21 protein-coding genes and 2 pseudogenes are annotated in these 20,121 nt (G+C 72.2%); 7 read left to right on the forward strand and 16 right to left on the reverse strand.

Annotation, left to right across the window (positions count from 1 at the left end; all coding sequences use genetic code 11):
• Nucleotides 1-37: 37 nt before the first annotated feature.
• The 3 genes and pseudogenes from ABZO29_RS21770 to ABZO29_RS21780 all read right to left on the reverse strand — a co-directional run.
• Nucleotides 38-550 (reverse strand): annotated as a pseudogene (locus ABZO29_RS21770) (PP2C family protein-serine/threonine phosphatase); the annotation flags it as partial.
• Between the two features lie 19 nt (nucleotides 551-569).
• Nucleotides 570-1,790 carry an IS110 family transposase gene (locus tag ABZO29_RS21775; protein WP_367321800.1) on the reverse strand — a complete coding sequence of 407 codons (1,221 nt, stop codon included), beginning with the start codon at nucleotides 1,788-1,790 and terminating at the stop codon, nucleotides 570-572.
• A 439-nt stretch (nucleotides 1,791-2,229) separates the two neighbouring features.
• A pseudogene (locus ABZO29_RS21780) lies at nucleotides 2,230-2,559 on the reverse strand (PP2C family protein-serine/threonine phosphatase); the annotation flags it as partial.
• Nucleotides 2,560-3,005: 446 nt separating this feature from the next.
• On the opposite strand from ABZO29_RS21780, the gene ABZO29_RS21785 reads away from it, so the two are divergent.
• Nucleotides 3,006-3,365: a hypothetical protein gene (locus ABZO29_RS21785; RefSeq protein ID WP_367321867.1), complete on the forward strand. Its 360-nt coding sequence runs from the start codon at nucleotides 3,006-3,008 to the stop codon at nucleotides 3,363-3,365.
• Between the two features lie 23 nt (nucleotides 3,366-3,388).
• Here the strand turns inward: ABZO29_RS21785 and ABZO29_RS21790 are convergent, their stop codons facing one another.
• The 5 genes from ABZO29_RS21790 to ABZO29_RS21810 all read right to left on the reverse strand — a co-directional run bounded on the left by ABZO29_RS21790 (nucleotide 3,389) and on the right by ABZO29_RS21810 (nucleotide 7,787).
• Nucleotides 3,389-3,751: a DUF952 domain-containing protein gene (locus ABZO29_RS21790; RefSeq protein ID WP_367321868.1), complete on the reverse strand. Its 363-nt coding sequence runs from the start codon at nucleotides 3,749-3,751 to the stop codon at nucleotides 3,389-3,391.
• Nucleotides 3,752-3,768: 17 nt separating this feature from the next.
• A complete protein-coding gene (locus ABZO29_RS21795; RefSeq protein WP_367321869.1) occupies nucleotides 3,769-4,557 on the reverse strand; it encodes an Fpg/Nei family DNA glycosylase in 789 nt (262 codons plus the stop codon).
• A 425-nt stretch (nucleotides 4,558-4,982) separates the two neighbouring features.
• A complete protein-coding gene (locus ABZO29_RS21800; protein WP_367321870.1) occupies nucleotides 4,983-6,692 on the reverse strand; it encodes a lysyl oxidase family protein in 1,710 nt (569 codons plus the stop codon).
• 133 nt (nucleotides 6,693-6,825) lie between these two features.
• Nucleotides 6,826-7,293, reverse strand: coding sequence for a GNAT family N-acetyltransferase (locus tag ABZO29_RS21805; protein WP_367321871.1), 468 nt, complete (start codon nucleotides 7,291-7,293; stop codon nucleotides 6,826-6,828).
• On the reverse strand, nucleotides 7,290-7,787 hold the full coding sequence (locus ABZO29_RS21810) for an aminoacyl-tRNA deacylase (protein WP_367321872.1): 498 nt from the start codon (nucleotides 7,785-7,787) through the stop codon (nucleotides 7,290-7,292). Before ABZO29_RS21810 ends, ABZO29_RS21805 begins: the two co-directional genes overlap by 4 nt.
• Before the next feature lie 167 nt (nucleotides 7,788-7,954).
• Between ABZO29_RS21810 and ABZO29_RS21815 the strand changes: the two genes are divergently transcribed.
• Nucleotides 7,955-8,716, forward strand: coding sequence for a DUF4142 domain-containing protein (locus ABZO29_RS21815; RefSeq protein ID WP_367321873.1), 762 nt, complete (start codon nucleotides 7,955-7,957; stop codon nucleotides 8,714-8,716).
• A 414-nt stretch (nucleotides 8,717-9,130) separates the two neighbouring features.
• On the opposite strand, the gene ABZO29_RS21820 is transcribed toward ABZO29_RS21815, so the two are convergent.
• On the reverse strand, nucleotides 9,131-9,664 hold the full coding sequence (locus ABZO29_RS21820; RefSeq protein WP_367321874.1) for a MarR family winged helix-turn-helix transcriptional regulator: 534 nt from the start codon (nucleotides 9,662-9,664) through the stop codon (nucleotides 9,131-9,133).
• Nucleotides 9,665-9,832: 168 nt separating this feature from the next.
• Between ABZO29_RS21820 and ABZO29_RS21825 the strand changes: the two genes are divergently transcribed.
• Nucleotides 9,833-10,834, forward strand: a complete 1,002-nt coding sequence (locus ABZO29_RS21825) for an NAD-dependent epimerase/dehydratase family protein (RefSeq protein WP_367321875.1) — start codon at nucleotides 9,833-9,835, stop codon at nucleotides 10,832-10,834.
• Nucleotides 10,835-10,922: 88 nt separating this feature from the next.
• Here ABZO29_RS21825 and ABZO29_RS21830 read toward each other — a convergent pair whose 3' ends face one another.
• Both ABZO29_RS21830 and ABZO29_RS21835 read right to left on the reverse strand, forming a co-directional pair.
• Nucleotides 10,923-12,035, reverse strand: a complete 1,113-nt coding sequence (locus tag ABZO29_RS21830) for a sensor histidine kinase (RefSeq protein ID WP_367321876.1) — start codon at nucleotides 12,033-12,035, stop codon at nucleotides 10,923-10,925.
• 2 nt (nucleotides 12,036-12,037) lie between these two features.
• A complete protein-coding gene (locus tag ABZO29_RS21835; RefSeq protein WP_367321877.1) occupies nucleotides 12,038-12,769 on the reverse strand; it encodes a response regulator transcription factor in 732 nt (243 codons plus the stop codon).
• Nucleotides 12,770-12,883: 114 nt separating this feature from the next.
• Between ABZO29_RS21835 and ABZO29_RS21840 the strand changes: the two genes are divergently transcribed.
• Genes ABZO29_RS21840 through ABZO29_RS21850 form a run of 3 tightly spaced genes read left to right on the forward strand, consistent with a single transcriptional unit; the run spans nucleotide 12,884 to nucleotide 14,963 of the window.
• On the forward strand, nucleotides 12,884-13,603 hold the full coding sequence (locus ABZO29_RS21840; protein WP_367321878.1) for a glycosyltransferase family 2 protein: 720 nt from the start codon (nucleotides 12,884-12,886) through the stop codon (nucleotides 13,601-13,603).
• Nucleotides 13,600-14,220: a DUF2064 domain-containing protein gene (locus ABZO29_RS21845; RefSeq protein WP_367321879.1), complete on the forward strand. Its 621-nt coding sequence runs from the start codon at nucleotides 13,600-13,602 to the stop codon at nucleotides 14,218-14,220. The genes ABZO29_RS21840 and ABZO29_RS21845 overlap by 4 nt, the downstream gene beginning before the upstream one ends.
• Complete coding sequence (locus ABZO29_RS21850; RefSeq protein ID WP_367321880.1) at nucleotides 14,217-14,963, forward strand: class I SAM-dependent methyltransferase; 747 nt, start codon at nucleotides 14,217-14,219, stop codon at nucleotides 14,961-14,963. The genes ABZO29_RS21845 and ABZO29_RS21850 overlap by 4 nt, the downstream gene beginning before the upstream one ends.
• Nucleotides 14,964-15,285: 322 nt before the next feature.
• Here ABZO29_RS21850 and ABZO29_RS21855 read toward each other — a convergent pair whose 3' ends face one another.
• Nucleotides 15,286-16,542 carry a molybdopterin-dependent oxidoreductase gene (locus ABZO29_RS21855; RefSeq protein ID WP_367321881.1) on the reverse strand — a complete coding sequence of 419 codons (1,257 nt, stop codon included), beginning with the start codon at nucleotides 16,540-16,542 and terminating at the stop codon, nucleotides 15,286-15,288.
• 113 nt (nucleotides 16,543-16,655) lie between these two features.
• Between ABZO29_RS21855 and ABZO29_RS21860 the strand changes: the two genes are divergently transcribed.
• Nucleotides 16,656-18,011, forward strand: coding sequence for a hypothetical protein (locus tag ABZO29_RS21860; RefSeq protein ID WP_367321882.1), 1,356 nt, complete (start codon nucleotides 16,656-16,658; stop codon nucleotides 18,009-18,011).
• Nucleotides 18,012-18,037: 26 nt separating this feature from the next.
• Here the strand turns inward: ABZO29_RS21860 and ABZO29_RS21865 are convergent, their stop codons facing one another.
• The 4 genes from ABZO29_RS21865 to ABZO29_RS21880 form a co-directional block, all read right to left on the reverse strand.
• Nucleotides 18,038-18,331: an SCO5918 family protein gene (locus ABZO29_RS21865; RefSeq protein ID WP_367321883.1), complete on the reverse strand. Its 294-nt coding sequence runs from the start codon at nucleotides 18,329-18,331 to the stop codon at nucleotides 18,038-18,040.
• A 176-nt stretch (nucleotides 18,332-18,507) separates the two neighbouring features.
• A complete protein-coding gene (locus ABZO29_RS21870; RefSeq protein ID WP_367321884.1) occupies nucleotides 18,508-18,711 on the reverse strand; it encodes a cold-shock protein in 204 nt (67 codons plus the stop codon).
• A gap of 235 nt (nucleotides 18,712-18,946) precedes the next feature.
• Nucleotides 18,947-19,279 (reverse strand): MerR family transcriptional regulator, encoded by a 333-nt coding sequence (locus tag ABZO29_RS21875; RefSeq protein WP_367321885.1) that lies wholly within the window; start codon nucleotides 19,277-19,279, stop codon nucleotides 18,947-18,949.
• A 126-nt stretch (nucleotides 19,280-19,405) separates the two neighbouring features.
• A complete protein-coding gene (locus ABZO29_RS21880; RefSeq protein ID WP_367321886.1) occupies nucleotides 19,406-19,978 on the reverse strand; it encodes a hypothetical protein in 573 nt (190 codons plus the stop codon).
• Between the last annotated feature and the right edge of the window lie 143 nt (nucleotides 19,979-20,121).

Consider the following 20,121-nt stretch of genomic DNA (forward strand, 5'->3'; position numbering starts at 1 on the left):
CGTCCCGCACCGGGGTCGTGGGGGCCGTACACGCCGCTCACCCCTCGGCCTGCGGCTGCTCCCGCAGCTCTCCGTAGCGAAGGACGAGGACCGCGGCGTCGTCGCTGTGGCCGGTGAGATCCGCCACCCTGATCACCTGGGCGGCGAGCTCGTCCGGCTCGGCGCGGCAGGCGTCGCAGGCCAGCTCCGCCACCCGCTTGAGCCCTTCCTCGATCGGGTAGCCGGGGCCTTCCACCACGCCGTCGGTGAGCAGCACGAAGGCGCCCACCCCGGTCAGTGAGCGGCGGGTCGACGGGTAGCTCTCACCGGCGCGGATACCCAGCGGCAGACCGCCCTCGTTCAGGACGACGTCGCAGCGGCCGTCGTCCGTGGCCCAGACGGCGGGGACGTGCCCGGCCCGGGCGTCGACGAGCTCGCTCGTGACCGGGTCGAAGCGCAGGAAAGAGCAGGTCACGAAGCGCCCGGAGTCCATGCCGACGAGCAGGTCGTTGGTGCGCCCGAGGACCTCCGCAGGGTCGGTGGTGGCGGTCGCGACGGCGCGCAGACAGACATCCGATGCGGTTGATCAGTCAAGCCGTGTCGGGGAAGGCGGTCTGTTCGTCGTAGGGGATGTGGTGGGTGAGGCAGTGGTGGAGGCAGCCGAGTAGGCGGTTGAAGAGGTTGCGTTGGGCTGCGACGTGTCGTTCTTCGGCCGCTCGGCGGCGGTCGTAGTGGGCTCGGGCTCCGGTGGATGCGGTGAGGGCGGCGAAGGCCCAGATGTAGCCGGCTGAGGCGAGGCGCTGGTTCTTGATGTGGCGGGCCAGGACGGTGGTCTTGCGTCCGGAGGATCTGGTGATGGGGGCTGATCCGGCGTAGGCCTTAAGTGCGCGGGCGGTGGGGAAACGGGTGTGGTCGTCGCCGAGTTCGGCCAGGATGCGGGCGCCGGTGAGGGCGCCGAGGCCGGGGAAGCTGGTGATGATTTCGGCGTCTGGGTGGGTGGTGAAGGCGGCTGTGGTGGCGGCTTCGAGCTCGTCGGCGCTGGTGCAGGCGGCGTCGAACTGCCGCAGCAGAGCAAGGGCTTTGGTGCCCATGGCCTGCTCGACCAGGGGCGGTTGCTGCATCTGGGGTTCGCGCAGCAAGGTGTGGAGGCGTTCGACTTCGCCGGTGATCTCGCGTTGGCGGCCGGCCTTTTTGAGGATGGCTCGCAGTTGGGGGCGGGTGAGCTGGGCGGCCTGGGTGGGCGTGGGGGCCGCGGCGAGCAGGGTGCGGGTGACGGGTGAGGCGAGGCCTTCGCGGAAGTGCTTGAAGACGGTGAGGAAGCCGGGGAAGTACTGGCGCAGGTGGGAGCGGAGGCGGTTGCCGGTCTGGACGCGGTCCCAGACGGCGTCCTGCTGGGCTCGGGCCAGGACGGCGACGGCCTGGGCAAGGTGGCTGTCTGCGGGCAGAGGGCGGTGTTCTGCGGGGTCGGTGCGCAGGATGTGGGCCAGGACCTTGGCGTCGAGGTGGTCGGACTTCTTGCGGCTGAGGGCGTAGCGGTCGCGGTAGCGGGCGGCGGTGAGCGGGTTGATCACGTAGATGGGTCTGCTGGTGGTGCGTAAGCAGGCGACCAGGAGGCCGTGAGAGGTCTCGATGGCGACGGGGATCGGGTTGTCTGGGCTGTCGCCGTGTTGGGCCAGCAGCTGAAGGAGCTGGCTCAGGCCGGCTGGGGTGTCGTCGATGCGGAGCTTGTCCAGGAGGGTGCCGGCCTCGTCGAGCAGTGCGATGTCGTGGTGGTCGGTGGCCCAGTCGATGCCGCAGAACACGCTGGTCATAGGGGTGTCCTTGGGTGGGTGCCGGTGGTGTGGTGGTCGCCGTGGCGGGGTTGCGCGTCTCCCTAATGGCAGGGCTCACGGGCCCGTCATCCGATTAGCCGTTCGCAATCCCAGCGGCCGTCAGGGGTCTCGGTCAGCTGCGGAACTGGGGCGTTCGCCGAGCGGTGAGAGGTGTTCCCTGGCGGCGGCTTGGACCACGAGAGCCAACGATGCCGCTGCTTGTGTGCGAGCGGGGGTGGCGGTGCCGGTCCGCGCGGGACGAAGGCATGAGCGCGGACCGGCCCCGCCACCCCCGCGATGCTGCACATGGGCGAGCAGGCACGTGGGGGCCGACTCTGTCTTGAGAGGTCAGGCCTCAGGAGCGATTACGGATCACCACATACAGACCCGCCCAAGACGCTCGGCATGAGAAGCCCATCGTCTTACCGCGCCATTAGGTGCGCACCTGCCCCATGAGCGCCGCGGCCTCGACGTCGTGGCCCTGTACGTCTCCGATCACGAACCCCACCGAGCCGTCCGGCATGAGGAATCCGTCGTACCAGTCGCCCCCGATGTCCAGCCCGGTCCGCGCGGGGGCGTACCGTCCCGCCGCCTGCAGACAGGGCAGGACCGGCAGCTCGGCGGCGAGAACCTGGCGCTGCAGAGCGCTGGCGAGCTCGATGCGCGCCTGCTGGAACTTGATCCGGTCGAGTATGCGGCCGGTGAGATCATCGAGCGTCCGCAGCAGCTCTCCGCTGCCGCTGGGCGAAGCGATACGTCGTCGAGGCATGGCATCACACTCCGCGTGCTTTCGGAGTTGCGCCATATATCACCTTTTTACGGTACCCCGCGGGAATGGATGCCTGAGGCCACCGGGCCGCGTACGGCGGCACTCGACGAGGTACGCCGAGCGGCCAACGGCAGTGGCGAGCCCGGCCTTTGACCACTGGGGGACGGAACGTTGCCGGGGCTTGTCATCCGTCTGCCAGGATCACGACGGCGGCCCTCCCGCCAGTACGCCAGGCCCGGCACCCGCGCCGCGACCGACATCCACCCCGAGATCCTGGGAGGACCCTTCGGAGCCGACTCGATCCCGGCAGCCGCCGCCAGCCCTGGAGCACGGGGTGGACCCCGACCCCCCGTTCGCCGGGACCCTCGCCCTCGGGCCGACTCCCGGCGGCGGGCGTACGAGTTGGTGGACGCGTTCCTGCGCCGTCTGCCCGAGCTCAGCTCGGCGTGAGGACGATCGCCTGGCCGCCCGCACTCGCCATGGCCACGTCCACCGTGGTCTCCGAGGTGACGGTCTGGGTACTGACCACGACCGGCGTCCGGCGCGAGCACTGGCAGTCCGCGGGCTCGGCGACGGCCGCCTACGTGGTGACCTGCGCCGCGATGTTCGGCCTGCACCTGGTGCAGCCGTCACCGGGGCTGCTGACCGAGCAGATGGTCTTCCTCGGCGCCTCCGGTCTCGCCGGCATCTGCCGCTTCGTGGTCCTGCGGTCGTACGTCTTCGCCACCCGCCGCGACGCCGGAACCGCGCCGGCGCGGGCGCGTGCGAAGAGCGCGGCGACGGTGCCCGTCCTGGCTCCGGCGTAGGGCATGAGCGGCGAGGCGATGCGTCAGCCGGCGGCCTTCAGTCCCGTGGCCCGGCCCTCCTCGTCCCACCGCACTTCCAGGATCCGCTCGACCGCGTCGCGGTCGATGGGTCCGAACACGTGCGGAAACAGGGTGCCCTCGGCGACACCGGGCGGGGGAGCGGGGATCGCCGCCTCCCATTCGCACCTCGCGGTGAGCCGGTCCTCGTCCAGCAGCAGCGCCAGCAGCGGCCTCGACGCATCCCGGTAGAACGCGTTGACGACGGCCAGCGTGGTCTCCTCGTCGGGAGAACAGTGCACGAAACCCTCCTCCGCGAGGGAAGCGGGTGCGTACGACTGCCCTGAACCGGCGTTCCAGACCACGCTCGGCACGACGTGATAGATCATGTCCCGGTTATACAGCGTCAGGACCCCTCCGGCTGACACCGCGGGCACCACACCGTCCCACGGCCTGCCATGCGGGACCGGCTCAGGGAGTGGCCACAGCGCGGGCAGATCGGGACGGGGTCGTCGCGGCGGCCGGTGATCCAGGAGTCGCGCGGAGGGACGCAGCCGGCGCTGACCGCGGAACGCAGGGTGCGGCGCATCTGTGTGTACAGGCGACGGCGTTCGGCCTCGCTCAGATCGCTCGCCCGGCTGCTGGGGCGCAGCCTCGCGCGCCACAGGATCTCGTCGGCGAGCAGATTGCCCAGTCCGGCGAGGACGTGCTGGTCGGTGAGGACGGTCTTGACCTTGCCGCGGTGTGAAACGAGCGCGGCCTCGAACTCCCTCCGGTCCACCGCCATCGCGTCGGGGCCCTGGCGGGCCAGCATCCGTTCGACGTCGGAGTCGTCGTCGGCCAGCCAGAGACCCTGCAGCTTGCGCTGGTCGCGGAAGCGGAGCTGACGGCCGCCGCTCAGGGTGAACAGGACCCGGTCGTGGGGCTCGACCGCGCAGTCGGGACGGCAGCACACCAGTTGACCGGTCATGCCGAAGTGCAGCATGAGGGTGGGACCACCCGTGCGGGCGAGCAGCCACTTCCCGTGCCGCTCGGGCTCGGTGAAGCGCCGGCCCTCCAGCGCCTCGCGCAGCCGCCGCGCGCTCACCTCGTGCAGCACGCCCGAGTCGCGCACCTGGACGCGTCGGACGACCCTGCCCTTCGCACAGGACTCGAGGACCTTCCGGAATCCCTCGACGTCTGGCAGCTCAGGCATGGGGAGCCTCCTTCAGCCGGCCGACGTTCGACGCGTCCGGAATCCATCCTCGCCGAGGTGGCGCCGAGGCGCGGCTGGAGGACCGGAGGGACTGACGGCGTTCCGCTGCCGGCCCGCTGGCCCAGTCCCTGCTCCCCGCCGACCGAACGACGACACCGCCTCCCGCCGGCCCGGAGGCGCCCGGTGCTGCGGCCGGCGCGGGGTGGGTCGCGCAACCCGGCGTTGACGGGTGCCCCGCCCGCGTCCCCCGGGCACGACTGCCCGTGGCTGGGGCTTTCGGCCGGGCCCTCGGGCCGTGTGCGGCGGATCGGTCGCACGGCCACCGTGACCGTGGTGAGGGTGTCGGACTCGCGTCACTCGGAGATGCGAGCGCCGAGGCACAGCCCTGGCCCTGTTCGTCTGGACACAGGACCAGGGCCGGATGCCTACGGAGCGTTGATCAGGTCGTACGGCGGGACGGTCACCGTGCGGGCGCCCGGGGTGCCTCCCAGGATCACCTTGCGCAGGGCGACGTTGTTGTTCAGGTTGGTCTCCTGCAGGCGCTTCGCCGGGTTGGCGCGGACCTCGATGTAGTACGTGCCGTTGGGCAGGTCGGTGATCTCGAAGGACTGGCCGGGACGGTACTGCGTGTACGTGTCGCCGGAGCCGACGTCGAGGACCTCACGCACGGAGATCGAGTTCTGCTGCCCGCACGCCGTCGACAGATCGGTGTTGTACGGGTGCCAGTTGGCGTTCTTCACCGTGTAGTCGATGGCGTCGGTGTTGGCCAGGCAGAACGCCTCCTTGCCGCTGCGCACCTCCTTGGTCTTGTCCTCGCTCAGCAGCCGGTAGCTGGCGAAGTCCGTGAAGTGCCAGTGCTCGTGGCCCGACCGCGGGTCCCACTCCATGGTGCCGGAGGGGGTGTAGCCGACCTGCTTGCCCTTCGCGTCGTAGAAGTACTGGTACGCGTCCATCTTGTCCTTGCCGGGACTGCGGAAGCCGTCCACGACGAGCGGAGCCGGGCCCGCGTTCCAGACGTTGGCGCTGAAGGCGAGGTAGTCCTTGCCCGGGACGTCCCCTTCCTCGCCGTCGGTGATGGCGATTCCCCAGGCCGGCAGCGAACGCAGGTCGGGCTTGGGCACGTTGGCCGGGACACCCGCGCGGCCGGCGGGCCGCTTGGAGTTCGGCCGCAGCGCGGGCGCGATGCGGGAGCCGTCGGTGTGCCCGGTCCCGTCGCCGAGGTGGTGGGCCAGGCCGCGGTCCTCGAGAGCGTGGGAGAGGGCGGGCGGGGTGGGGGCGTCGGCACCGCGCGGGCCGTAGTGGCCGGCGGCGTGCGGAGCGTGTCCGCCGGCGTGGTGGGCGGAGTGGGAGGCGGTCAGCCCCACGCCACCACCCCCGTCGGCGATCTGACGTACCGTCACCTTGATGGTCGGCCGGTCGTCGGGGATGCCGAACAGGTCGCGGTACTTCTTGGCGACGCCGACCTTGGCGGTGTAGTCGCCGGCCGGCAGGTCCACGGGCTTGTCGTAGTCGACGGTGCTGGAGTTGGCCGCCCACCCCTTCTCGACGCCCCACACCGAGCCCAGCGTGAACGGGTTGGTGGAGCAGCTCTCCGGGTAGTGCGAGGTGGCCGGGGCGTCCGGACGAAGACGCCCGGAGGCGTTGTTCGGGCAGAAGGTCCCGCTGGTCTTCGACACCTCCTGACCGGACGCGTTCTTGATCGACACCTCGAGGAAGCCGGGCAGGCCGGAGAAGTCCTTCACCAGGCCGGCGGGCAGTGACTTCGTCTGCGTACGGCTTCCGTTGCGGATGATCTGCTGGGCGACGACGGGGTCCTTGTACGACTTCCGGGTCACCTTGAGCTCGAGCGGCCCGTTGTCGACAGTGACGTACGTGCCGAGGTCCAGGAAGACCCCGGGCTCCCCCTCCCAGCGGTCGAGCGTCACCGAGTTCGACGCGGCGATCAGCTTGAGCTTGGGCGTTCCGGCCGGGCTCGCCGGCGCGGCTCCGGCCCCCGGAGCGGCCCCTGCTCCGGCGACGACGACGGTGAGCACGGCGGTGGCGGCCAGCACCGAGCGTTTGGTTCTGTCCCGGCGCAACTGGCTGGTCATGCGGTGTAACTGACTGGTCATCGGTTCCTCGTCTGCGAGTGCCATGGTCAGTGGCATCGGACTGGACAGCCCACGACCGCCCCACGCTGCGGACGCACCCCACGCGCCCCGGGACCGGTCTGTGAGCACCCCGTGAGACAGGTGAAAGGGGTGTGGGGGTTGCCTGTTGAGCGGGAATTCAACTGGGTGGGCGCGTTCCGGATAGGTCCGTGCGGTGTTCCTTGGCCCACTTGAGGTGGACGGCGGTCTCCTGGAAGCCGAGACGGCGGTAGAAGGCGGCCGCCCTGCGGGTCGGGACGGTGACCTCCACATCACGCGCCGCCAGGGCCCTGGCCTGGCAGGCCCGGACGAGTGCCGTGCCCGTGCCCTGGCCGCGCAGGTGCGCGTCCACGGTGAGTTCGAGCAGTTCCAGGACCGTCCCGCCCGCGAAGAGAGTGGGCATACGCACCGCGAGTACGTATCCAGCCACGCGCGACTCGCGCTCGGCGACCAGGAACTCGGCCCTGCCCTCCGCCGCCGCCCGCAGGACGTGCGGGAACGTCACCTCGTCGAAGACCGCACGGTCGGGGCGATGACTGGTCACGAAGGCGCTGAGGAGGCGGTGGACGTCGTCCGCGTCCGCAGACACGGCCGGACGGACGGTCATGCCGGCTCGTCCGGTGGGGCAGCGGCGATCGGGGCGGTTCTGGCCGACGGGAGTACGGCCATCAGGTCTGCCGCGTCCATCTCGACGGTGAGGTCGGGGTGGCCGCTGCCGCAGTGGATGCGGCCCAGTTCGGGCACGCTGTCGTCGAAGACGACCACGGCCGTCGGGTCCGCGGAGACGGGGCAGATGCCGCCGGGTCGCATGCCGATCCTCGCCAGCCGGCCGGCGTCCGCCGGAGAGAGGTCGGTGCGGCGGATTCCGGCTGCCCTCGCCAACGGGCCGTAGCGCAGCCGGGCGTGACCCGGGAGTGCGGCCAGGACGAGGCGGTCCTCGGGTGTGACGAAGGCCAGGGTCTTCACGGTCCGCTCCAGCGGAACACCCAACGCGGCGCACACGTCCCGGGGTTCGACCGCGCCGGGGTGCTCGTGCAGACGGAAACGCGCACCGAGCGCCACGAGCGTGTCCACCGGGCCGGGCAGTGCGGGATCGTCCACGTTGCCGAGATTACCGCGTACGCGGCCTCAACCCCTCCGACGTGCGAGAACGGCATTCCCTGTGACGCACAACACAAAGCAGGGTGCAAAAATTACCCTGCGCAATGATGGATCGGCCCGTCTCGTCCGTACCTCCTGGCGTACACGCCGTTCGCACAGGAGGCCGCATGCCCATCTTCTCGCGCAACAAGGTGGGAACCGTCGTGGTGGTCGGTGCACTGGGTCTGACCCTCACCGCCCTCGCCTACCCCGCCATGCTCGGGGTGCAGACAACGTCCAGTTCCCAGGACCGCATCATCGCCAACACCCGTTACGGACCGCTCACCGAGGCGGACCGGGACTTCGTGGTGAAGGTGCGCGCGGCGGGGCTCTGGGAGTACCCGCTCGGGGAGATCGTCATGCAGCGGGGCACGACACCGGCGATGAAGGAGGCCGGTGCGCACCTGATCGTCGGTCACGCCGGCCTCGACGACCTGTGCCGCAAGGTCGCGCCCGAGCTCGGCATCACCCTGCCGAACCAGGCGAGCCCGCAGCAGCAGCAGTTCGTGGCGACGGTGAGCAGCAGCCAGGGCAAGGAGTTCGACTCCACCGCGGTCGGCATCATGCGCGTGACCCACGGCTCGATCTTCTCGACCATCGCCAAGATCCGCGCCAACACCAGGAACAGCCTGGTCCGCGAGCTCGCCGACCTGGCCAACGACACCGTTCTCGACCACATGACCGTGCTCGAGAAGACCGGCCTGGTCAATCAGGAGCAGGTCAACTTCCAGCAGACCACCCCGCCGAAGCTCCCCGCGGACCAGCTCACACCGCCCCCGCCCCAGGCCGGCGCCCCGGTCGTCGTCCTCACCCCGCGCCCCGACCTCAACATCAACACCCGCAACCCCACGCCCACCCCGTCGGCGGGCGCGACCGGACAGGCAGGCTGACCGACGCTCACGCGCAGGCCGCGCGGTGCGGCCCCAAGCCAACCGCGCCGCCTGCCCACCGGGGCAGGCAGGGACCGACGGATTTCCGGGCCGCCCCGTAGAAGAATCCGGATAACCCACCGACCAGTTCAGCCCGTTACTCGCGCAGCAGCCGCGCGACGATCCCACAACCCCACGCCCACCCCCTCGGCGAGCGCCGGCGGACAGGCAGGCTGACCGACGCTCACGCGCAGGCCGCGCGGTGCGGCCCCAAGCCAACCGCGCCGCCTGCCCACCGGGGCAGACAGGGACCGGCGCATTTCCAGCCGCCCCGTAGCACCCGGATAACCCACCGACCAGTTCCGCCCGTTACTCGCGCAGCAGCCGCGCGACGATCCCGCAGCGGGGCGCCTGCGGACAGGGGCTGACCCCGGGTCACGCGTGCCGCGTCGGCGCGGCGTCCTCCCAGCCGAGCGGATGCGGCTCCAGGTCTTCCGCCACGAGAGCGGGCGGTTCCCCGCCCGCCTCGTTGAAGGCGGTGAGGGCGCCCACGAGTTCCGCGCGCTGCTCACGGGGGAGCCGTGCGACGATTCCGGCGATTTCGGCGCGGCGGCGGGCGGTGACGTCCGCGACGGTGCGCCGGCCCTCGTCCGTGAGCCGCAGAAGCGTCTCGCGCCGGTTGTCCGGGTTGGTCTGCCGGTCGGCGAGTCCGGCCGCGATGAGCCGGTCCACCATGCGCATCGCCGTGGAGGGCGCGACCTGGAGCAGGTCGGCGAGCACGACGAGCTTGGTGGCGCCCCGCGCCGACAGCACGACCAGCATCCGGAACTGGGGAAGCGTCACCCGCTCCTCGACCGCGGAGAGGGACCGCGCGGCGACCGCCACCAGCAGCCGCGAGGCGGTCAGCACCGCGTGCGTCACCGCGTCGACGTCGTCCATGCTCCCCACGGGGGCCCCGGGCTCCGGCATGGGTCCTTTCTACCGCGCCGGACTGTGCGCCCACCGGCCCGACCAGAACAGATTTTCCCCTACCATGACCGTCCCCATGACCGTCCCGACGACCGTCCGTCTTACGGACCTGTGACGTGCAGGGCGCGGTCCTGCGGCACGGCCCGCGCGCGGGCCTAGCGTGAGGGCATGCGCGTACTGGTCACCGGCGGTGCCGGGTTCATCGGGTCCCATGTCGTCGAGGCCCTGTCGGCACACGGGCACGAGCCCGTCGTCCTCGACGTGCGCGAGGACGCCGGCGCGGACGTGCGCGACCGGGCGGCGGTCGAGCGCGCCCTGGCCGGTGTGGACGCCGTCTGCCACCAGGCGGCCATGGTCGGCCTCGGCACCGCTTTCGCCGACGCCCCGGAGTACGTCTCCCGCAACGACCTCGGTACGGCCGTCCTGCTCGCCGCCATGGCCGAGGCGGGCGTACGACGGCTCGTGCTGGCCGGGTCGATGGTGGTGTACGGCGAAGGCCGGTACACATGCCGAACCCATGGGCCGGTGCGGCCCGGGCCGAGAGACGTCCAGGATCTCGCCGCCGGACGCTTCGAGCCCACCTGCCCCGTGTGCGGCAGCGAGTTGACGCCCGGCCTGGTCGGCGAGGACGCGCCCGTGGATCCGCGGAACGTGTACGCCACCACCAAGCTCGCCCAGGAGCACCTGGCGGCCGCCTGGGCGCGGACGACGGGCGGTTCGGCCGTGTCACTGCGCTACCACAACGTGTACGGGCCCCGGATGCCCCGCGACACCCCGTACGCCGGTGTCGCCTCCTTCTTCCGGTCCGCGCTCGCCCGTGGCGAGGCCCCGCGTGTCTTCGAGGACGGCCTGCAACGGCGGGACTTCGTGCACGTAAGGGACGTGGCGGCGGCCAACCTGGCGGCGCTGGAGGCGGACGGCGCCGACGGCGCGCTCACGGTGTACAACACCGGCAGCGGCGAACCGCACACCGTCGGGGAGATGGCCCGGGCGCTGGCCTCGGCGTACGGCGGTCCCGAGCCCGTCGTGACCGGGGAGTACCGCCTCGGCGACGTACGGCACATCACCGCGGACTCGTCGCGACTGCGGGCCGAGCTGGGCTGGAAGGCCGAGGTCGGGTTCGCGGAGGGGATGCGGGAGTTCGCGCGGGCCGGGCTTCGGGGGGAGTGAGCCCCCGGCCACCCGATCACCCGGCCACCCGGCCACCCGGCCACCCGATCGCCCGGCCACCCGATCACCCGGCCACCCGATCACCCCGTCAGGACCGCACCGTCGGCAGCGTCACCTCGAAGCGGCACCCCCCGGGAATGTTCCGCACGGCGGCCCGCCCCTGGTGCGCCTCGACGATCCCGCGCACGATGGCCAGTCCCAGTCCCGCCCCGGCCGGGGGCGTTCGGGCGTCGCTGCCGCGCCAGCCGGTGTCGAAGACTCGCGGCAGGTCCTCCTCGGGGATGCCTCCGCAGCCGTCGGTGACGGACAGGACGACCCCGTCGGGGCAGCGCTCGGCGGCGACGGCGACCGTGCCGTCGGCCGGGGTGCGGCGGATCGCGTTGACGAGCAGGTTGCCCAGGACGCGGCTCATCTCCTTGCCGTCCACCTCGACGGGGACGGCTTCGATGCGGTCGCCGACCAGCTTCACCCCGTGCTCCCGAGCGAGCGGGTCCGCACCGGCGAGGGCGTCGCCGACCAGGTCGTACAGGGACATGCGGGAGAGGGACAGCGACAGCGTGCCCGCGTGGATGCGGGAGAGTTCGAAGAGGTCGCCGACCATGCCGTTGAGGCGCTCGACCTCGGTGCGGATCTGCCGCAGATAGCGCTGCGGGTCGGCGGCGACCCCGTCCTCCAGTGCCTCGGACATGGCGCGCAGGCCGGCCAGCGGGGTGCGCAGGTCGTGCGAGATCCAGGCGACGAGCTCGCGCCGGGAGGACTCCAACGCGCGCTCGCGTTCGCGGGATTCGGCGAGTCTGGCGCTGGTCGCCGCCAACTCGCGGCTCAGTGCCTCGAGTTCGGCGGTCGCCGGGCCGTCGGGAGCCGTGAAGGCGCCGCCCTCGCCGAACGAACGGGCTGCGCGGGCGAGTTCACGGCTGCGGGCGACGACCCAGCGGCCAAGGAGCAGGGCGGTGACGAGGGACACAACGGCGGCCATCGCGACGACGGTCGTGACGACGCTCAGGTCGTGCCCGGACAGGAACATCGCCTGCGCCACGGCGAGTGTGCCCGCGAGCATCGCGGTCACCGCGACCGCGGCGACCACGGTGAGCGACGTGGTCAGCGAGCGGCGGCGCAGAAGCCACAGCGCTCCCGCACCGAGGAGCCCGGCGGCCGCGGCGCCGAGGAAGGCGAACAGGGCGATGAGGAGGGTGTCCCGCATGGTCACTCCCCGCCGTGTTCGGTGCCGGCTTCGAAGCGGTAGCCCACGCCCCACACGGTCTGGATGAGCCGGGGGCGGGCCGGGTCGTCCTCGACCTTGCCCCGCAGCCGGCGGACGTGGACCGTCACGGTCGACAGGTCCCCGAAGTCCCAGCCCCACACCTCCCGCATCAGGTCCTCGCGGCCGAAGGCCCGTCCCGGGTGCCGCAGGAAGAAGGCGAGCAGGTCGAACTCCCGCAGCGTCAGGGCCAGTTCCGTACCGTTCTTGGTGGCGCGGCGGGCCGCGGGATCGACGGCAAGTCCGGCCGCGCTCAGGGGACGCGAGCCCGCCGCGGGCCGCGTACGGCGCAGGACCGACTCGACCCGCAGCACCAGCTCCCTCGGGCTGAACGGTTTGGTGACGTAGTCGTCGGCGCCCACCTCCAGGCCGAGGATGCGGTCATCCTCGTCGCCGCGGGCGGTGAGCATGATGACCGGCACCGGGCCGTGTCCGCGCATCCGGCGGCACACTTCGAGGCCGTCCATGCCCGGCAGCATCAGGTCGAGGACCACCAGGTCCGGCCAGTGGGCGGCGGCCCTGGCCAGCGCGGCCGGCCCGTCCCCGGCGCGGTCCACCAGGTACCCGGCGCGGTCGAGGTATCCGGCGACCACCTCGGCGACCGTGGGGTCGTCGTCGACCACGAGGACGCGGGCGGCGACCGGCTCCCGCGTCGGCTTGTACGGCTCCTGCTCCATAGGGCCAGCCTCGCACCACGCCCGCTCCCGTGCCGCCCTCCAGGTCCCCGGGGCCCCTGACGTCCGCGTTTCGTAAGGAGCGGGAGACCGATATGCCCTTTTCACGCTCGTAGGGTGAGAGCCGTGACGACCTCTCCCACACCACCGTCCCGCCCGCCGGACGTCGACGTCGTACTCCCCTGTCTGAACGAGGCGGAGGCCCTCCCCTGGGTCCTGGCACGCATCCCGCCCGGCTGGCGTGCGCTCGTCGTGGACAACGGCTCCACCGACGGCTCGGCCGGCCTCGCCCGCGCCCTGGGCGCGACCGTCGTCCACGAGCCGCGCCGCGGGTTCGGCGCCGCGTGCCACGCAGGGCTGAGTGCCGCCACCGCCGACATCGTCTGCTTCTGCGACTGCGACGCCTCGCTCGACCCGTCCTTGCTGATCCCCTTCGTGCGCGAAGTGCGGGACGGCGCGGCCGACCTGGTGCTGGGGCGACGGCGCCCGAGCGGCCGGGGCGCCTGGCCCGCCCACGCCCGGGCCGGCAACCTCGCGCTCGCCCGGATGCTGCGCCGCCGCACCGGCCTGCGCCTGCGCGACCTCGGCCCCCTGCGCGCCGCCCGCCGCGAGCCGCTCCTCGCCCTCGGCCTCACCGACCGGCGCAGCGGCTACCCCCTGCAGATGGTCGTCCGCGCGGCCGACGCCGGCTGGCGGATCACCGAGCACGACGTGCCGTACCTGCCGCGTTCCGGTGCCTCCAAGGTGACCGGCACCTGGCGCGGCACCTGGCAGGCGGTGCGGGACATGAGCCGGGTGCTCGCGGAGGCGCCCGTACCGGAGGAGGCCCGACGTTGACCACCCTCCTCGTCATCGCCAAGGAGCCCCGCCCTGGCCGGGTGAAGACCCGGCTCACGCCGCCGTTCACCCCGTGGGAGGCGGCCGCGCTCGCCGAGGCGTCCCTCGCCGACACCCTGCGCACGGTCGCGGCGACCCCCGCCCGGCGCCGGGTGCTGGTGCTCGAAGGAAACCCGGGCCCCTGGCTGCCGGCCGGCTTCGACGTCGTGCGGCAGTGCGCGGGCGGCCTGGACGAACGGCTGGCCGCCGCCTTCGCCGACTGCGACGGCGGCCCCGCGCTCCTCATCGGCATGGACACCCCGCAGGTGACCACGAGCCTGCTCACCGTGGACTTCACCGACTGCGACGCGTACTTCGGTCCGGCCGAGGACGGCGGCTTCTGGGCCCTGGGCCTGGCCGTACCCGACCCCGGACTCCTGCGGGGCGTGCCGATGTCGACGCCCGCCACCGGCGCCGTACAGCGTGCGCGGCTGGTCGACTCGGGCCTGCGGGTCCGTGATCTGCCGCGACTGCGGGACGTCGACACCGCCGCCGACGCGGATGCCGTGGCCGCGAGCGTGCCGCACGGGCGGTTCGCGGCGGAGCTGGCGCGCCTGCGGGCGGGCGCGGGCCGGTGAGCACCGTACGGGACCCCGCCTGGTCCGCCGACCCCTACTCCGCCGCCCTGCACACCGGCCGCGGCCCGCTCTTCCTCAGCCGCCCCGACGGCTGGCTGCTCCCGCTGGAGGTGGAGCGGTGGTGCGCACGGGCGGACGCCGTGGACCTGGAGGTGCTGGCGCGCTGCGAGGGTGCCGTGCTGGACGTGGGGTGCGGGCCGGGGCGGCTGGTCGCGGAACTCGCCGCGCACGGCCGGATCGTCCTCGGCATCGACGTCAGCGAAGCGGCCGTCGCCCACACGGTAAGGCTCGGCGGCCAGGCACTGCGACGCTCGGTCTTCGACCCGCTGCCCGCCGAGGGCCGCTGGGGCACGGCCCTCCTCCTCGACGGAAACGTCGGCATCGGCGGCGACCCGCGCGCCCTGCTCGCCCGCCTGACCCAACTCCTCGCCCCCGGCGGCCTGCTGATCGCGGAGACGGTCCCGCTGGACGTGGACGAACGGGTGCAGGTCCGGGTCACCGACGCCCGGGGCGGCACGAGCGCCCCCTTCCCCTGGGCGCGGCTGGGCACGCGGGCCCTGCTGCGCCACGCCCGCCGGCAGGGCTGGCGGATCCCGGCTCAGTGGTCGGCGGGCGGCCGTTCCTTCGTCGCCCTGCGCAGCCGCAGCGCCAGCAGCACCGCGGAGCCGGCGAACAGGACGGCCGTGATCAGCAGCCAGCGGGCCAGGAAGCCGTCGGCCGACAGCCCGGCGCCCGACCGGTAGCGGTCCGCCACCCGCCCGCTGATCAGCGGGAACCACACGAGCAGCAGCAGCCCGGACAGGGCGGCCGGGACACGGACGTACATCGTCCACCGCCTGCGGCCGGCCGCACCGAGCCCCCGCACGACCACCCGGTCCGCCACCCCGTACAGCGGCAGCAGCACCAGGTCGTGCAGCACGGCCGCACCCACGAGCCACAGCGCCACGCCGAGCCAGTCGTCCGCGAGCAGTCGTACGCCGGCGTAGGCGGCGAGGGCGAAGGAGGCGGCGAGGAGGAGGATCTGGAAGGGGCTGCCCACCGGGATCCGGCGCGTGCTGTGCGGCATCACAGGTCTCCGAACGTCATCCGGGCCACCCACTTGGTGTTGAGCACACCGGGCGCCGCGGGCACGATGACACGGGCCGGGTGGCCGTGGTCGGGGGTCAGCTCCTCGCCGTTGACGTACAGGGCAAGGAGAGAGCGGGGGTCGCGCACCTGGTTGGCGCGCAGGGCGGCCCGGCGGAAGGCGCCGTGCCGCTGCAGCGACTCCACGAACACGTCGGGTACGTCCCGCGGGTCGTCGTACCCGACGAGTGCGGCGAGATCCCGCAGCCGCACCCCCCGCCACCACTGGTCGGAGGTTGACCAGCCCTCGACGCAGGCGATGGGCAACGCCGAGCTGTGCAGGGGGAGTCGGGCCAGTTCGGACCGGCTGAGGCGTACGGTGCCGGAACGCCCGACGACGACCAGCCGCCAGGCCTCCTCGCTCGTCTCCGCCGCGCTGATCCCGGCGTACGAGGCCGTCTTGTTGATCTGGAAGCCGTTCGGTCCGCTGCCCGGTTCCGCTCCCCCGTGCGGGGTGAGTACGGCGGTCTGTCTGAGCACCCCGTCGAAACTGCGCCCCACGGACGTGCCGAACAGCAGCAGCGATCCGCCCCCGACGAACCACAGGGCGCCGCGCCGGGAGACGGTGGGCGGGTCGGGCCGGGGGGACACCAGCTCACGGGGCTCTTCCTTCAGATGCCGCAGGTTCCGTAGTGCGACGGGCACCTTCAGCACCGCATGCGCGACGAACGCGGCGAAGAACACCCACGCCCCGTAGAAGTGGAGCGGATAGAAGGAGCCGGGGAAGATGTAGTCCAGCTGGACGTTGAGAACGCCGGTGACGAACTCGAACAGGGCGCCCCCGACGAGCAGCAGCAGCGAGATCCGCTCCAGGGCGTGGGCGAGCGAGCGGGCCGGCGGCAGCTGGAACAGCCGCGGCACGACCGACCACAGCTTGGCCAGCAGGACGGGGATCAGGGTGATCCCGAGGGTGACGTGGACGCCCTGGGTGAGCCGGTACAGCCAGTGGGGATCGGTCGGCCAGGAGAACAGATAGAAGCCGAGCACCCCCTTGTCCGGGGTCTTGTCGTTCACCGGGGACAGGTTCGGGTTGTAGGCGGCGTACGACAGCAGTCCGGTCACGAACAGCACCGTGATCCCGGCGAGCAGGACCACGCCGAGCACCGAGGTGAACCAGGGACCGCGCAGCGGGCTGCGCCAGAAACCCGGGGAGGACGGGGAGACCCGGGAGTCCGGGGAGAGGGGAGACCGTGCCATGCCCCGACCGTAGGCCCGGGTGACCCGCCCGGCGGGCCCGCGACCCATGACGAAACGCTGACGTCCGCGCCTGTCGGGGCTGTGGCGGCGGCCGTCCGGCCTAGCGTGCGGACGTGACCCGCGATCTCGCCCGCGACCTGTGCGCCGTAGTGGGTGCCGCCCTGCTCGTCCTGGCGGCCGTACTGATCGGCACCCACCTCGAGGACTCGTACGGCAGTCTCCATGTCGGATGGCCGCCCCTGTACGCCCACTGGCTGCCGCACACCGGCCCAGGCACCCCGGCCGCGCTCGCCGTGGCGGCCGCGGTGGTGGCGTTCGGCCCACGGCTCGCCGCCCGTCTGCCCTGGCGCGCGCTCCTGTGCACGGTCTGGGCCACGACCACGGCCTGGACGTTCTCCCTCGCCCTGATCGACGGCTGGTACCGGGGAATCGCCCAGCGCCTGACGACCAAATACGAATACCTCCAGGTCATCGACCGCTTCGACGACATCCCCGCGACTCTGCGGGACTTCACGCACCACATCCTCATCGGCACCCCCGACAACTGGCCCGCCCACGTCGCCGGCCACCCCCCGGCCGCCACCCTCACCTTCGTCCTGCTCGACCGGATCGGGCTGGGAGGCGGGGCCTGGGCCGGCGTCTGGTGCATCGCGGTCGGCGGTTCGGCAGGGGTGGCCGTGCTGGTGACGGTGCGTCTGCTGGCCGGGGAGGAGTGGGCGCGACGGGCGGCGCCGTTTCTGGTTCTGGCCCCGGCGGCGGTGTGGGCGGGTACGTCGGCGGACGGGTACTTCGCGGCTGTCGCGGGGTGGTCGGTGGCGCTGCTGACGTGGGCCGTGACCGGGCAGCGGGGGGCGCGGGCCGCGATGTTCGGATCGGGCCTGCTGTTCGGGTTGACGTGCTACCTGTCGTACGGGCTGACGTTGTTCGCGCTGGTGGGTGTGGCCGTGCTGGTGACGGTGCGGAGGCCCGTCCGCCCGCTCCGGGTCGTCCCCTTCTTCCTGACCGGACTGGCGGTCGTACCCACGGCGTTCACCCTCGCCGGCTTCGACTGGTGGGAGGCGTACCGCCTGCTGGTCGAGCGCTACTACCAAGGGGCGGGCGGCATCCGGCCGTACGGCTACTGGGTGTGGGCGAACCTGGCGTGCACGGTGCTGGTGGTGGGCCCGGCGACGGTGGCGGGGCTACGCCGGACGGGGGCGGTGCTGGTCGGTGGACGCGGGCGGGTGCTGCGAGCCGGCTCGGGCCGGTCCCCGGAACTCCGCCTGGCCCTGCTCGTCCTGGCCGCGTTCGTCGCGCTCCTCGCCGCGGACCTGTCCGGGATGAGCAAGGCGGAGACGGAACGGATCTGGCTGCCGTTCGCGGTGTGGCTGCTCGCGGCGGGCGCGTTCCTGCCGCGCGCGCGGGGGTGGCTGGCGGGACAGGCGGTACTGGCGCTTGCCCTGAACAGCTTCCTGCTGACGGGGTGGTGAAACCCTGGCCGGTGTACCGACCGAGGTCAGTCGCCTGCCTGGACGGCCGGCCAGGACGTCGCGTCGACGGTCGACGGGAGTTGCGGGGGCGCGGCGTGACAGGTGAAGCCGAGGCGGGTCAGCGCCCGGGTCATCTCCCCGCTGGTGAAGTCGCGGCGGTCCTGACCGGTGATCACCTCACCCACTTGCTTGACCGGATACACACGGCGGCCGATGACGACGCAGGCCCCCGTGACGGGCTCGGGCCGGATGCCCTCCATCGACGTCTCCACCTCCGTCTTCACCAGGTCGAAGGGGTATCGGGCGATCACGCAGCGCATGGTGCCTCACCAAGGGTCGGGGCCGGACGGAACGGCGGCGGGAGGATTCGAAAACGCGTGTTCTCCGGTGAAGAAAATGACGGAAACGAACAGGGGCCCGCACCCAAGGTGCGGGCCCCTGTTCGTCGTACGCGTCTACGAAATTTCAGACGCGAATGTCACGAGTGTCGCGCATATCAGGCGGGAGTGATGTTCTCCGCCTGGGGGCCCTTCTGGCCCTGCGTGACGTCGAAGTTCACCCGCTGGCCTTCCTGCAGCTCGCGGAAGCCCTGGGTGGCGATGTTCGAGTAGTGGGCGAAGACGTCGGCGCCGCCGCCGTCCTGCGCGATGAAGCCGAAGCCCTTTTCCGCGTTGAACCACTTCACAGTACCGGTGGCCATGTCAATTCTCCTGAGGCAGTGCTGGAGACCCCGCACCTCGCGGGGCTCCTCATCGCTGCGATGATCACCTGCCCGGGAATCCGGAAAAATGGCAACCACAACTGCAATTCGCACCCAGCCTAGCATGATGCGAATCGGCAACGCGGAACGATTCCGCCAGGAAAACACCCGGATTAACGGACACAAAAGCCTTTGGCGACCCCGACCGAATTTCTGCGCCGGCGCTGTCAGGTTTTCACTCGCCGCCCTCTCCCGGACCCCGCAGTTCCTCGTTGGCGCGCAGGGCCTCCTCCAGCCGGTCCTCGAGTCCGATGATCCGGCAGGCGGCCTCGATCGGGGTCCCCTGGTCGACCAGCTCCCGGGCCCGGGCGGCGAGGCGCAGCTGGTGTCGCGAGTAGCGCCGGTGGCCGCCCTCCGACCTCGTCGGCGTGATCAGTCCCGCCTCGCCGAGGGCCCGGAGGAACCCGGGCGTGGCACCGATCACCTCGGCGGCCCGGCCCATCGTGTACGCCGGGTGTTGCTCGTCGTCGAGCCGGTCGGCAGCGGGCGGCCGGTCTTCCGAGGGCATGTACGCCTTCCCGCGAGCCGGCGAGTCCGCGGCCCGCATCAGGGGAGCTGGTTCCCCGTACGGGAACTCTAGTCGCCCCCGCGGAATCCCTGCCGTCGCGGACACAGATTGTCCGCCGGCGTCGCGTCAGCGGAACACCAGGACGCGGCAGGGAGCGCACAGGAGCGCCCGCCGGGCCTCCGCCGGTACGTACTGCCACCCCCACGACCGCAGCGCATCCAGGGTGTCGGTGTCGCCGCGGTTCACCACCATGACGCCGAGCGCCGCGGCGTGGTCGCCGAGCAGCCGCTTCTGCAGGCGCCGGGCGAGGTTCCAGTCGCGGTCCTGGTCCTGTGTGCGCACCCGGCGCCCGACCAGGATCTCGGAGATCGCGAAAAGCCTTCCGGAGGCGGCCATGCGGAGCAGGCTCTCCGGAAGGTATCCGTCGAGGCCCTGCCACCAGGGCCCGTCGCCGCGCACGGGGAAGCCGTGGGCGCATCCCGTCAGGACCGTGGTGCCTGGAGGAACGGTGGTCTCGGCGGCCACCAGCGCGAACCCCGGTCGCCGCACGTCGCCCGCGAGCCGGTGCAGAAAGGCGGAACGGGCCTGGTTCCACGCCCATGGCTCGCCGCCGGAGATCTGCGCGTACAGATCGCCGATCTCCGGCATCCGGTCCTCGACCTGACGGCGGGTCAGTGGGCGAAGACGTTCGCCCGCCATGGGCGACGGTCCCCGTCGGCGCCTCGACGGGTCTGGCTGCTCAGGGCGCCCGTGATCCGGCACGTTCACAGTCATGTGGCGAGCCCTGCCCCGGGCGCGGACGGGTCCGGCCCGGCGTCGTCGTGCGCCGAGAACGGCACCGG

Source organism: Streptomyces sp. HUAS ZL42, assembly GCF_040782645.1.
GTDB lineage: Bacteria > Actinomycetota > Actinomycetes > Streptomycetales > Streptomycetaceae > Streptomyces.